General features: G+C 59.1%; 11 protein-coding genes. 7 read left to right on the top strand and 4 right to left on the bottom strand.

Going from position 1 to position 13,620, the window contains the following annotated elements:
- Positions 1-145: 145 nt before the first annotated feature.
- Both DBR00_RS06085 and DBR00_RS06080 read left to right on the top strand, forming a co-directional pair.
- The gene (locus tag DBR00_RS06085; RefSeq protein ID WP_108486926.1) at positions 146-2,506 is read left to right on the top strand and encodes a DUF1631 domain-containing protein; all 2,361 of its coding nucleotides are present in this window, start codon (positions 146-148) and stop codon (positions 2,504-2,506) included.
- Between the two features lie 9 nt (positions 2,507-2,515).
- Positions 2,516-2,851 (top strand): PilZ domain-containing protein, encoded by a 336-nt coding sequence (locus DBR00_RS06080; RefSeq protein WP_108486925.1) that lies wholly within the window; start codon positions 2,516-2,518, stop codon positions 2,849-2,851.
- A 71-nt stretch (positions 2,852-2,922) separates the two neighbouring features.
- Here the strand turns inward: DBR00_RS06080 and clpB are convergent, their stop codons facing one another.
- The 3 genes from clpB to rluD all read right to left on the bottom strand — a co-directional run bounded on the left by clpB (position 2,923) and on the right by rluD (position 7,372).
- Positions 2,923-5,487 (bottom strand): ATP-dependent chaperone ClpB, encoded by a 2,565-nt coding sequence (gene clpB, locus DBR00_RS06075; protein WP_108486924.1) that lies wholly within the window; start codon positions 5,485-5,487, stop codon positions 2,923-2,925.
- Between the two features lie 152 nt (positions 5,488-5,639).
- Positions 5,640-6,365 carry a peptidoglycan editing factor PgeF gene (pgeF, locus tag DBR00_RS06070; protein ID WP_108486923.1) on the bottom strand — a complete coding sequence of 242 codons (726 nt, stop codon included), beginning with the start codon at positions 6,363-6,365 and terminating at the stop codon, positions 5,640-5,642.
- Between the two features lie 32 nt (positions 6,366-6,397).
- Complete coding sequence (rluD, locus tag DBR00_RS06065) at positions 6,398-7,372, bottom strand: 23S rRNA pseudouridine(1911/1915/1917) synthase RluD (protein ID WP_108486922.1); 975 nt, start codon at positions 7,370-7,372, stop codon at positions 6,398-6,400.
- Positions 7,373-7,530: 158 nt separating this feature from the next.
- Here rluD and DBR00_RS06060 point away from each other — a divergent pair, with 158 nt between their 5' ends.
- The 4 genes from DBR00_RS06060 (at position 7,531) to DBR00_RS06045 (ending at position 11,857) form a co-directional block, all read left to right on the top strand.
- Positions 7,531-8,514: an outer membrane protein assembly factor BamD gene (locus tag DBR00_RS06060; RefSeq protein ID WP_108486921.1), complete on the top strand. Its 984-nt coding sequence runs from the start codon at positions 7,531-7,533 to the stop codon at positions 8,512-8,514.
- A 178-nt stretch (positions 8,515-8,692) separates the two neighbouring features.
- Complete coding sequence (locus DBR00_RS06055) at positions 8,693-8,938, top strand: PP0621 family protein (RefSeq protein WP_108486920.1); 246 nt, start codon at positions 8,693-8,695, stop codon at positions 8,936-8,938.
- The gene (locus DBR00_RS06050; protein ID WP_108486919.1) at positions 8,928-10,517 is read left to right on the top strand and encodes a PAS domain-containing sensor histidine kinase; all 1,590 of its coding nucleotides are present in this window, start codon (positions 8,928-8,930) and stop codon (positions 10,515-10,517) included. Before DBR00_RS06055 ends, DBR00_RS06050 begins: the two co-directional genes overlap by 11 nt.
- Before the next feature lie 2 nt (positions 10,518-10,519).
- Positions 10,520-11,857 carry a sigma-54 dependent transcriptional regulator gene (locus DBR00_RS06045; protein ID WP_108486918.1) on the top strand — a complete coding sequence of 446 codons (1,338 nt, stop codon included), beginning with the start codon at positions 10,520-10,522 and terminating at the stop codon, positions 11,855-11,857.
- A 40-nt stretch (positions 11,858-11,897) separates the two neighbouring features.
- On the opposite strand, the gene thiO is transcribed toward DBR00_RS06045, so the two are convergent.
- Positions 11,898-13,004, bottom strand: coding sequence for a glycine oxidase ThiO (thiO, locus tag DBR00_RS06040; RefSeq protein WP_256582938.1), 1,107 nt, complete (start codon positions 13,002-13,004; stop codon positions 11,898-11,900).
- Between the two features lie 69 nt (positions 13,005-13,073).
- Here thiO and DBR00_RS06035 point away from each other — a divergent pair, with 69 nt between their 5' ends.
- Positions 13,074-13,583 (top strand): GspH/FimT family pseudopilin, encoded by a 510-nt coding sequence (locus DBR00_RS06035; protein ID WP_158271548.1) that lies wholly within the window; start codon positions 13,074-13,076, stop codon positions 13,581-13,583.
- Positions 13,584-13,620: the final 37 nt, after the last annotated feature.

Here is a 13,620-nt window from a genome sequence, read left to right as displayed (position 1 = left end):
CCATTTTACGGTTCCGCGCGCGCCTGTCAACCCCTTAAATTGCTTTTAGTACAATGATTTGCAGCTAAGTGAGTGGCTGCTATATCTTCATTACGTCTGTCTATTGCAGGACGCACCAGCCGTAAGGCTTCAGCCAGGAAAGTCCATGAGTAACCAGGGCACACCACCAACCCCACCCTCATCAGTGCAGATCCTAGCCAGCCGAGGCATCCAGCCACGTTTTGGTGAGCTGGTGCAAAGCTGCCGGAAAGTGGTGATGAATCGCCTGGCTGAACACCTGACCGGTGTCTTCGCCCAGGTCGATGACACGTTGTTCGAATGCGCGGAGAAGGCCGAGAACAATCAGGTGCAAACCCTGTTTTTCGACAACATGCGCGAAATCCGTCGACAGCGCCCACTGATAGAACGCAGTTACCACCAGCAGATCGCGCAGAATTTTTCTGACTTCCTTGAAGGCAAGCTCAGGCCGCCGCCCAGCACCAGCGAGCTGGATGCGGAGCAAATGGCATTGGTGCAAAACGAGGACTACGAAGAAAGCCTGCAAGTCACCAATATGGTCAGCCGGGTCAAGGCACGCTGCGCGCAAACCTTATTTGCCCTAGAACAACGCCTGGCCTTACTCAACAATGGCCAAAAACTGGTTGAAGACATCAATCCCTTCGGCCCACAGATGATTGCCCAAGCCTTTCGCGATGCCCTGGCGCCCTGCCCTTTTCCATTGCGTATAAAAGTCATCCTTTACACCCTGTTTGACACCCACGTCATGCAAGGGTTGGACAACATCTATGTCGCGCTTAATCAACGGCTAATAGATGCAGGCGTACTGCCCAACCTCAAGTACACCGCACAACGCAGCACCCCATCGCGGCCAAAGGCTGTAGCCAGCGCCGCAGCAACTGAACCGCTCAGCGAAGGCACAGCCACCAGCAGCCCCCATATCAACTCAGCCACTGCGCCGCACTCGACAGGCGGGCATGGCAACCCAGGCAGCCCTGGCGACCTCAACGGGCCGCCGCCTAGCGACCCCATGGAACTGCTCGGTAGCTTGGCTGCACTTCTCGGTGAGCATCGCCAGCGCGATCTGGATGCGCCGCTGCTCGGCGGCACACGCAGCATTGCGAGCTTCTCTCCACGAGAAGCCACCAGCACCTACAGCGCATCAGCCCTGCTGGATGCGCTCAACCGCATGCAGCAGCAGTCGGCCAGCGATCTTTCGCAGCGCCTGCAACGACCACAACAGGTCGCCGGACTCAAAGCCGACCTGCAGCAACAACTGGAAGCCCATAGCGAGCAACCTGGCCAACAGAAACTGTCCGATCAAGAAGCGGATGTCATCGACCTGGTCGGCATGCTGTTCGACTTTATCCTCGATGACGACAACCTGCCGGACACCTGCAAAACCACCTTATCGCACTTGCACACGCCTTACTTGAAGGTGGCGCTACAAGACAAAGCACTGTTCACCCAGCATCATCACCCGGCACGCCGCCTGCTCAATGCCATGGCGCAAGCCGGCGTACTGTATGGCGGTGAAGGCGACGAGCGTGGGTTGCAGGCAAAAATGCAATGGGTCGTGGAGCGTGCAATTCATGACTTTTTTGGCGACCTGCAACTCTTTGAAAACCTGCTGGACGAATTCAATGAATTTGTTGCCACCCTACGGCACAAGGTTGAGTTACGTGAGCGCCGTGCAGTAGAAGCCGCCAAGGGCCGCGACAAATTGCTTGGCGCACGTCAGCATGCCGTTGAAGTCATCGCCAAATGCCTGACTGATCGCCAGCCCCCCACCATCATCCGCAACTTTCTGGAACTGACGTGGGCCGACGTACTGGTGTTTGTCCTGCTGCGCAATGGCGAACGCAGCCCTGAATGGCAGCGCGCCTGCGAAGCCGCCGAACAGCTGGCCTGGAGCGGCACACTGCTCGATGAAGCAGGTCGTGATCGCCTGCAAAAACTACGTGTGCCCCTTCTTGAAGACCTGCGCAAAGGCCTTGAGCTCCTGGGCGGCTATCACGAAGACGGTATTCGTCGCCTCCTGCAGGACCTGGTGGCCTGTCAGCATGCTGTTCAGGCCAAGCAGCCGCTGGTCGCAGCAAAACTCACCCCCAACCTTCCCGAAAGCCCACTGGGCGCGATGCTCGGCGAAGATGCTGCACTGGCGACCCTGGCACCACGAGAGTCGACGCTGTCACCACGCGCGCAGCTACTGGCCAAGGAGCTGGGCCACATTGAATTCGGCACCTGGTTCGAGTTCGCCAACGGCCCACAGGTGCGGACCCTCAAGCTGTCCTGGTTCAGCCCGACAACCCGCAACTACATGTTTGTCGATCAAAGCGGCCAACGCGTAGCCATCAAACCGCTCACCCAACTGGCCAGCGAAATGGAACAGGGATTGGCGCGCATTGTCACGCCAGAACGAGGCGCGCCCCTGGTTGACCGAGCCCTTACCGCTATTTATCGCGTGCTGCAGCGTTTTACCGGGCGCGCGACCGAGCCTCAAGAATAAGGAAGTCGTATGGATGACGAACGTCGCCTGCACAGCCGGCATAGCGCCGAAGTGCAGCTGGAGGTTTTCGATTTGCACTCGGGCCAGCGCCTGGGGCGTGTCGTAGACCTGTCTGCCGATGGCTTTATGCTGTTCAGCGATACCCCGCTGACGGCAGACGAACTGGTGGAATGCCGCCTAGTCAGCGAACAGGTTATTGAGGGCGTTTGCGAAATCACCCTCGGCGCTGACTGCCTATGGAGTCGCCCCGGCGCAGATGGCCAGCACTGCTGGGCAGGCTTTCACATCATCGACCTGGCCGATGATCAAGCCGCCGCGCTGGAAATTCTGCTCAGGCACGTGTGAAACAGCCAATAAAAAACACCCCGGCCAGCTTACTGATCCGGGGTGTTTGCCGATGACGATCTGACTATGATTTAGCTGAACACAATCTCGTCAGCTTCAACACGCCCGATAATCCGACTACCCGGGACAAATGCGCCCGACAGAATCAACTGCGCCAGCGGGTTTTCGATCCAACGCTGCACTGCTCGCTTGAGAGGCCGCGCGCCGTAGACCGGGTCATAGCCAACAGCGATCAGTTTATCCAGCGCTGCGTCAGACAGCTCCAGGCTCAACTCACGCTCAGCCAAACGCTGACGCAAGCGCCCCAACTGAATCTGCGCAATACCGGCAATCTGATCACGGGCCAGTGGCTCGAAGATCACCACTTCATCAATCCGGTTAATGAACTCCGGACGGAAATGCGTACCTACCGCATCCATCACGGCAGCACGCTGGGCCTCGCGATCGCCAACCAGCTCCTGAATCTGCGCGGACCCCAGGTTGGAGGTCATCACTACGACGGTGTTTTTGAAGTCTACTGTGCGGCCATGGCTATCGGTCAGCCGACCGTCTTCGAGCACCTGCAGCAGCACGTTGAATACATCCGGATGAGCCTTCTCCACCTCATCCAGCAGGATCACCGAATAAGGCTTGCGACGCACCGCCTCGGTCAGATAACCGCCCTCTTCATAGCCGACATAGCCCGGTGGTGCACCGATCAGCCGGGCCACGGAGTGTTTCTCCATGAATTCGGACATGTCGATGCGCACCAGCGCCTCTTCAGTGTCGAAGAGGAACTCGGCCAGCGCTTTGCACAGCTCGGTCTTGCCGACCCCGGTAGGGCCAAGAAAGAGGAACGAACCACTCGGCCGATTCGGATCCGACAACCCGGCACGGGAACGCCGCACGGCGTTGGCCACAGCCACCACGGCCTCGTCTTGGCCAATCACCCGCTGATGCAGCAAACCTTCCATCTTCAACAGTTTGTCGCGCTCGCCTTCGAGCATCTTGCTCACCGGAATACCGGTCCACTTCGACACCACCTCGGCGATTTCTTCCTCGGTGACTTTGCTACGCAGCAGCTGGTTCTCGCTTTTGCCATGCTGATCGACCATCTGCAGGCTGCGCTCCAGGTCCGGGATAATGCCGTACTGCAATTCCGCCATACGACTGAGATCACCCTTACGCCGCGCCGACTCCAACTCCTGGCGTGCCTGCTCGATTTTTTGCTGGATCTGCGCCGAACCCTGCACCTCAGCCTTTTCCGACTTCCAGATATCCTCCAGATCGGCGTACTCACGCTCCAGACGGGCAATGTCTTCGTTGAGCTTGGCCAGCCGCTTGATTGCAGCCTCATCGTCTTCCTTCTTCAGCGCCTGAGCTTCCACCTTGAGCTGAATCAAACGACGCTCAAGGCGATCAAGCACCTCCGGCTTGGAGTCGATCTCCATGCGAATGCGGCTAGCCGCTTCATCAATCAGGTCGATGGCCTTGTCTGGCAGCTGACGATCGGTGATATAGCGGTGCGACAGCTTGGCCGCTGCAATGATTGCACCATCGGTAATCGCCACCTTGTGATGCACCTCGTAGCGTTCTTTCAGGCCACGCAGAATGGCGATGGTGTCCTCTTCGCTCGGTTCATCGACCAGCACTTTCTGGAAGCGTCGCTCCAAGGCCGCGTCTTTCTCGATGTACTGACGATACTCGTTGAGCGTAGTGGCCCCGACGCAGTGCAACTCACCACGCGCCAACGACGGCTTGAGCATATTGCCGGCGTCCATCGAACCTTCGCCTTTGCCGGCGCCGACCATGGTGTGCAGCTCGTCGATAAACAGGATGATCCGCCCTTCCTGCTTGCTCAGCTCATTGAGCACCGCCTTCAGCCGTTCCTCAAACTCACCACGGAACTTGGCCCCCGCGATCAGCGCCCCCATGTCCAGCGACAACAGGCGCTTGTCTTTCAGGCCATCCGGCACTTCGCCGTTGACGATACGCTGGGCCAGGCCTTCGGCAATCGCCGTCTTGCCCACGCCCGGCTCGCCAATCAGCACGGGGTTGTTCTTGGTTCGGCGCTGCAACACCTGAATGGTGCGGCGGATTTCGTCGTCGCGGCCAATCACCGGATCGAGCTTGCCCTCTTCAGCGCGCTTGGTCAGGTCGACGGTGTACTTATCCAGCGCCTGGCGATTTTCCTCGACGTTCGGGTCATTGACCGCATCGCCGCCACGCAGGTTGGCGATGGCATTTTCCAAAGCCTTACGGCTGACACCCTGGCCGAGCAGCAGCCTGCCCAGCTTGGTGTTTTCGTCCATGGCCGCCAGCAACACCAGCTCGCTGGAAATAAATTGGTCGCCCTTCTGTTGCGACAGGCGGTCGGCCTGGTTAAGCAGGCGCGCCAAATCCTGCGACAGATTGACGTCGCCGGATGGATTCTGGATTTTGCCGAGCTGATCGAGCTCCTTGCTCAACGCCTGGCGCAGATTGTTGACATCAAAACCAACCTGCATCAGCAGCGGTTTGATCGAGCCGCCCTGCTGTTCCAGCAGGGCCTGCATCAGGTGTAGCGGCTCAATGGCCGAATGATCCAGGCCAACGGCCAGGGACTGCGCGTCGGAGAGCGCGAGCTGCAACTTGCTGGTTAAACGATCAATACGCATAAACAATCAACCCTCGTGGTGATGGCAGGCCGGCGCACTGAAACGCACCCAAACAGAAAACCTGCGGATGAAGAGTAGATGAGGTCGATTGTGCGGGTTTCAAGCAGCGTAATGTTGACCTGGGTCAGCTGCCGTCTTGTAACGGAGCTGACTCAGTTGACCAACCAGATCAGGCTGGCGAAACGCCCGGTCTGCGCAGCACGGCGGTAGGAGAAGAATCGCGGGTCATTGACCGTGCAGAAATCACCGCCATACACCGCCTCCACACCACGTGCGGACAAGCGTATACGTGCCAGCTGATAGATGTCTGCGAGAAATTTTCCCGGATTGACGCTGGGCATGAAGGCCTCGGCGGCACGTGCATGCTGAGCAAGAAACGCGTCACGCACCTCCCCGCCCACCTCAAAGGCTTGCGGACCAATTGCCGGCCCAAGCCAGACCAACACCTGGTCAGCCGGCACCGCCAAACTGTCGAGTGTGGCTTCCAGCACGCCATTGGCCAAACCTCGCCAGCCGGCATGGGCGGCGGCGACACGCGTACCAGCACGATTACAGAACAGCACAGGCAGGCAGTCGGCAGTCATCACCGCGCAGGCAATGCCAGGTTTGCTGGCCCAACTGGCATCAGCCTCAGGTACCACCTGAGGATTGGCTTCAACCACTGCAACACCATGAACCTGCTGCAACCAAGAGGGCTTGCAGCCAAGCAGGCTGACCAGACGCTGGCGATTCTTGAGCACAGCTGCCGGCTGATCGCCGACATGCTCGCCCAGATTGCAACTGTCATAGGGCGCCAGACTAACGCCACCTGAACGCGTGGTTACACAGGTTTTTACCCTTGCCGGAGCAGGCCATTGTGGTGTCAGCCAGTCGTGCATCCCGTCACCTAACTCCTGTTACCCAACCCTTGTTAGCCGATAAAGGCCTCGCGATCCTGACGCAGCAGCGTCAGCAACCAGACAAAATCATCCGGCAATGGCGACTGCCATTTCATGCGCTGCCCCGTGAGCGGATGATCTAACTCCAGAAAGCGTGCATGCAAGGCCTGACGTGGAAATTCCTTGAGGGTCTGCACCATGCTCGGGTTGGCTGCCGGCGGAATCCGAAAACGGCCGCCATACACCGGGTCGCCCACCAGGGGATAGCCGATATGACTCATGTGCACACGAATCTGGTGAGTGCGCCCCGTTTCCAGCTTGACCCGCGTGTGCGTGTGCGAACGAAAACGCTCCAGCACCCGGTAGTGACTGACCGCAGGCTTACCGCCATCGCTGACAGCCATGCGCTGACGCTGTGAAGAACTACGCCCAATCGGGGCATTGATCTTACCGCCCGAGGTAATCACGCCAATCACAATGCACTCGTAGATACGGCTGACGCTACGCTTCTGCAACTGATCGACGAGGCGGGTTTGCGCTTCGATGGTCTTGGCCACCACCATCAGACCGGTAGTGTCCTTGTCCAACCGATGCACGATACCTGCGCGCGGCACGTTGATAATGTCAGGCACATGATGCAGCAAGGCATTCAGCAAGGTGCCATCCGCATGGCCAGCAGCCGGGTGCACGACCAAGCCTGCGGGCTTGTCGATCACCAGAATCTGCTCGTCTTCGTAGACGATATTCAGCGCGATATCCTGGGCAACCCACTCACCCTGAGCCTCCTGCTCAGCCTTGAGTAGCAGTTGCGCGCCGCCATGGACAATATCGCGCGGACGCAATACAGCTCCGTCAACCGTCAGCAGCCCCTCTTTAATCCAGGCAGACAGACGCGAACGCGAGTGCTCGGCAAACAGGAGTGCGGCGACTTGGTCGAGGCGTTGACCGCCCATTTCGTAGGGCACCTCGGCGTTCAGTTCAATGATCTGCTTATTAATAGAGGACATGCTCGGCAACAGAGGGGAGTTCAGAGAGGTCTAGCCTTTGGTTTCGGCTACACGCTTGTGGTTAAATACGGCGTCTTTGCCCCAGGGATACCGGGGGCGCTCATCATAACAGGACGGCTTTGCTCAAGACAGCCGCCGTCACAGGGACGCAAGCCGCCATGCAAGTGAAACACCTGCTGCTGATCGCAATCCTCGCCCTCACCGCCGCCTGCTCATCCAAAGAGGTGGTTGATGAAAACCTGAGCGAGACCGAACTCTACCAGCAGGCACAAGCCGACCTGGATAATAGTAGCTACACCAGCGCAGTCGCCAAGCTCAAGGCGCTGGAATCACGCTACCCGTTTGGTCGCTATGCCGAACAAGCGCAGTTGGAGCTGATCTACGCCTACTACAAGAACGTCGAGCCAGAAGCTGCCAAATCCGCAGCCGACCGATTTATCCGCCTACACCCACAGCACGCCAACGTTGACTACGCCTATTACCTCAAGGGGCTCGCATCGTTTGACCAAGATCGCGGCCTGATTGCCCGCTTCGTGCCGCTGGACATGACCAAGCGCGACCCGGGCGCTGCACGCGACTCTTACAACGAATTCGCCCAGCTCACCAGCCGCTACCCCACCAGTCGTTACGCACCAGATGCCAAGCAGCGCATGATTTACCTGCGCAACCTGCTGGCAGCCTATGAGATTCACGTGGCGCACTATTACCTGACCCGCAATGCTTACGTGGCTGCCGCCAACCGCGGCCGTTACGTGGTAGAAAACTTCCAGGAGACGCCAGCCGTAGGCGACGGCCTCGCGGTCATGACAGAAGCCTACCAGCGCCTGACCCTGGATGATCTGGCGGCCACCAGCCTGGAAACACTCAAACTGAACTACCCAGACCATCCGAGCCTGGTTGACGGCCAGTTTGTCCCGCGCGAAGAAGAAGCCGACAGCCGCTCCTGGCTGGCCAAGGCAACGCTGGGCCTGATCGAAACCGATACACCACTGCCACCGGGCGAAACTCGCGCCAGCCAGGATGTGATTCGCCAGTATGAAGATGCTGAAGAACAGATTCCCGATGAACTCAAGGCCGGCACCCAAGAGGAAGAACCAAGTCGTTCCTGGTTCAGCTACCTGACCTTTGGCCTGTTCGACTGAGCACAGGCATCATTCAGTAAGGGAGGCCAACGGCCTCCCTTTTTGTTAGGCCATTCTCGCGCGAACAAACACCTCATACAGCGGCGGCTGCCGTCCCAATGCCAGGCTTGCCCTCACAGGGCTGGGCGCACGCAGACGGCTTAGCTAAACTGCCGCCAACCGATAAAAAGAGAGCACCATGGGCCTGTTTCGCTTGCTGATCTGGATTGCCATCATTGCCGCCGCTGTCTGGCTGTGGCGCCGCTTCAACCGACCGAAAAGCACGCGCCCCACGCCGTCGCCGTCGCCGTCGCAAGCCGCACCGATGGTGCGCTGCCAGCATTGCGACGTACACGTTCCGCGCGAGCATGCGCTAGCCTCAGGCGAACACTGGTTCTGCAGCCAAGCCCACCTCGAACAAGGCCCGCGTAACAATGGGCACTGACTTCGCCCTGAGCGGAGAGCAAAGCTGGCGCATACTGCGTCTTTATCACCTCTACCGACTGATCATCGGCGCAACACTGGTCTTGCTGGTTTCCAGTGACCTGCATACCGAACTGCTGGAAATGGCCCATCCGCAGCTTTTTCATAACGGCAGCTGGCTGTATCTCGGCCTTAATATCCTCATCACTGCCACCGTGCGCCGCCCGAAGCGTCTGGCGCAAGTTTTCAGCCTGGCACTGGTCGACGTCATTCTGCTCTCCGGGCTCTTCTACGCCGGGGGCGGCACGCCCAGCGGCATCGGCAACCTGCTGATCGTTGCGGTGGCTATTGCCAACATCCTGCTGCGCGGTCGTATCGGCCTGCTGATTGCCGCCATCGCCGCCATCGGCATGATTTATCTGACCTTCTACCTCAGCCTCAGCCGTCCGGCTGCCGCCACACAATATGTTCAGGTCGGAGCTTTTGGCGCCCTGTGCTTCGCCGCAGCCCTGTTTGTTCAGGGGCTGACCCGTCGCTTACACGTCAGCGAAAGCCTCGCCGAGCAACGCGCTGCCGACGTGGCCAACCTGGAGGCGCTGAACGCCCTTATCCTTCAGCGCATGCGCACCGGCATTCTGGTACTCGATGAATTGCACCGCGTACTACTGGCCAATCAGGGGGCCAATCACCTGCTGGGACATGCTGACCTGACCGGCAAGATCCTCGATCCGCACTGCCCCGAATTGATCAAACGCATGCAGCAATGGCTGCACAACCCCAGTCTGCGGCCGGCCAGCCTGCAGGCTGCACCCGACGGTCGCGTCCTGCAGCCGAGCTTTATTGCCCTGCAGCGCGGCCCGCACAAACACACCCTGATTTTTCTCGATGACATCTCGCAGATTGCGCAACAGGCACAACAGCTCAAGCTGGCCTCCCTGGGTCGCCTGACAGCCGGTATCGCCCACGAGATTCGCAACCCACTGGGCGCCATCAGCCACGCAGCGCAGCTGCTGCAGGAGTCGGAAGAACTGGAGGGGCCGGACCTGCGCCTGGCGCAGATCATTCAGGACCACTCGCGCCGCATGAACCTGGTGATCGAAAACGTTCTGCAACTGTCGCGACGGCGCCACGCAGAACCACAACTGCTGGACCTGAAATACTGGCTGCACCGCTTCGCCAGCGAGTTCCGCAACAGTGCTGCGCCCAATCAGATTCTGCACCTGGAAACCAGCGGCGGCAGCATCCAGACCCGCATGGACCCGCACCAACTGAACCAGGTGTTAAGCAACCTGGTGGAAAACGGCCTGCGCTACAGCGCACAGAAGCACAAACTCGGGCAGGTCTGGCTGAAACTCTTCCGCGACCCGGACAGCGAACTGCCGGTGCTCGAATTGCTCGACGACGGCCCGGGCGTATCCGAAGAGCAGCTGCACCATCTGTTTGAGCCCTTCTACACCACGGAAAACAAAGGCACAGGGCTGGGCTTGTATATTTCCCGTGAACTGTGCGAAAGCAACCAGGCACGCCTCGACTATAAACTGCGCGAAGGTGGCGGCAGCTGCCTGCGTATCACCTTCGCCCACCCGCGCAAACTGAGCTGACCATGACCCGCCAGAGAGCCCTGATCGTCGATGACGAACCCGATATTCGTGAATTGCTGGAAATCACCCTGGGGCGCATGAAACTCGACACCCGCAGCGCGCGCAACGTCAAGGAAGCCCGCGAATGGCTGGCCAAGGAACCCTTCGACCTGTGCCTGACCGACATGCGCCTGCCGGACGGCACAGGCTTGGAGCTGGTACAGCACATCCTTCAGCGCCACCCGCAAGTACCCGTGGCGATGATCACCGCTTACGGCAGCCTGGACACCGCGATCAACGCGTTGAAAGCTGGCGCATTCGACTTTCTGACCAAGCCCGTAGACCTCGGTCGCCTGCGCGAACTGGTGGCTGCAGCCTTGCGCCTGCGCACTGCCGATGGTGAAGAACTGCCAGTGGACAGCCGCCTGCTCGGCGACTCACCGCCGATGAAGGCCATGCGCAAGCAAATTCTCAAACTCGCCCGCAGCCAGGCGCCGGTGTATATCAGCGGCGAATCCGGCAGTGGCAAGGAACTGGTTGCTCGCCTGATCCATGAGCAAGGCTCACGCGGCGAACAACCCTTCATCCCGGTCAACTGCGGCGCCATCCCCACCGAGCTGATGGAAAGCGAGTTCTTCGGCCACAAGAAAGGCAGCTTCACCGGCGCCATTGAGGACAAACAGGGCCTGTTTCAGGCGGCCAACGGGGGCACGCTGTTCCTCGATGAAGTCGCCGACCTGCCGCTACCGATGCAGGTCAAGCTGCTACGCGCGATTCAGGAAAAAGCCGTGCGTGCAGTCGGCGGCCAACAGGAACTGATCGTCGATGTGCGCATCCTCTGCGCCACCCACAAGGACCTGGCCGGTGAAGTCGCGGCCGGGCGCTTCCGCCAGGATTTGTACTATCGCCTCAACGTGATCGAACTGCGCGTGCCTGCCTTGCGCGAACGTCGCGAAGACATCGCCCTGCTGGCCGACATCATGCTCAAGCGCCTGGCAGACAGCACCGGCCTTAGTCCGGCCAAACTCGACGACGACGCACTGGAGAAACTCAAGAGCTACCGCTTCCCCGGTAACGTGCGCGAACTGGAGAACATGCTCGAACGCGCCTACACCCTGTGTGAAGACGATCGCATCACCGCCAGCGACCTGCGCCTAGCCGACAGCGTGCCGATCAGCGAAAACGGCGGCGCCAACCTCGCGCAGATCGACAATCTGGAAGACTACCTAGAAGCCATCGAACGCAAACTGATCATGCAAGCCCTGGAAGAAACCCGCTGGAACCGCACAGCCGCCGCACAGCGCCTGGGCCTGAGCTTTCGCTCGATGCGCTACCGCTTAAAGAAACTCGGCATCGACTAGCCGCGCACCCATTGCGGGAGGGGCTTAAGCCGCGAGCCCCTCACAAAAACGCCAACCGCCCGGCCGGCGCATAAGGCGCGGGATCAACGATCGGCTCACGGCCCGCCATCAAGTCCGCCAACAACTGACAGGATGCCGGTGCCAACACCAGCCCATTGCGGTAATGCCCGCAGTTCAGCCACAGCCCCTCATGCCCCGGCACAGGCCCGATAAACGGAATACCTTCTGGCGACCCTGGGCGCAAGCCAGCCCAATGCCCCACCACCTCGGCATCTGCCAGCGCCGGTAACAACTCGACTGCGGACGCCTTCAGGCTGGCCAACGCCTCGTCGGTGGGCGTCTTATCGAAGCCTGCATGTTCAAGCGTGCTGCCAATCAGGATATGGCCGTCACGCCGCGGAATCGCATAACGCCCTTTAGCCAAGACAATAGCCGGCAGAAAATTTTCGGCACACTTGTACAGAATCATCTGCCCCTTGACCGGCACCACTGGTAACTCAATGCCCAGGGTTTTCATCAACTCGCCACTCCAGGCACCCGCCGTGAGCACGACCCGATCAGCGAGCATTTCACCTTGCTCCGTACGAACGCCAGTAATGCGCTCCCCCTCACGAATAAATCCACTGACTGCGCAATTCTCATGCAAGGTGACATTCGGCATCTGCTCAAGCGCCGCACGCAACGCCCGGACCAAACGCGGGTTGCGCACATTAGCCACATCCGCCATGCGGACCGCACGCTCGAACCCCTCAGCCAGCGCAGGTACGGCGTACTGAACAGCCGACATATCGACCGACTGCAACGGACGCCCCGCCCGCTCCGCCCAGGCCAGAGCGTCCCCTTCATCCTCAAGGTCCAGCCAATACAAACCCGTGACATGCACTTCAGGGTCTACCTGCGTTTGCACCAACAACTGCTCACCTAGCTTCGGATAAAAATCCTGCGACCAATGCGCTAACGCCGTTACCGCCTGGCTGTAACGCCAAGGGTAAAGCGGCGAAACAATTCCACCACCGGCCCAAGAGGATTCGCGGCCCATGCTTTGGCGATCAAAAACTGAAACGTGCTGAGCAGAGAGAGCAAGTCTCATAGCAGACATCAGCCCAACAACCCCTCCCCCTAGAACCAAAATCTTCGCCGTTTGCAATGATCACGTACCTCGTCTAAATACTAAAGCTGTGCCAGGAAGGCACCTATGCCGTTAAAGGATATAACCATGCACTCCAATACTCAGCAGGCTTTCAGCCTGATGGAATTGCTAATAGTTCTAATCTTGCTGGGCTTAATGTCGCTTATGGCCCTGCCATCTTTGACCTCTTTAACGCTGCAAACGCAAGAAGACACAATCCGTCATGATTTGCATGCGGCACTAAACAATGCCCGGATACAAGCGGTTCTCAACCGAAGAGTCGTGGAGGTCTGCCCATTCGACACTGGAAACACATGTACTCACGACTGGAAAAACGGATGGCAAAGCCACTTTATAGGCAATCCACAGACACCTTTCGCACGCCATCAGCCCAAGCAGCCTTTAACGTTGCACTGGACCGGATTCAGTAAAACCATTCGCTTCAATCCAAACGGCACCAGCCCACTCAGCAATGGCCGCTTCATCCACTGCCGGGCAAGCATCGTTTCATGGCAGCTTGTCATCAATCGTCAGGGACGTATCAGAGTGGCGTCCACTGAAGAAAACCTTGACCAGCAGCAAAGGTGTACGCAGTAGCCCGATCATCGCCCCCGCACTGCCAGCCGTCCTGCTT

It is taken from the genome of Pseudomonas sp. HMWF032 (assembly GCF_003060885.1).
Lineage (GTDB): Bacteria > Pseudomonadota > Gammaproteobacteria > Pseudomonadales > Pseudomonadaceae > Aquipseudomonas.
Note: the sequence above shows the minus strand (reverse complement) of the source record. Positions and strands in the feature narration are given on the sequence as shown.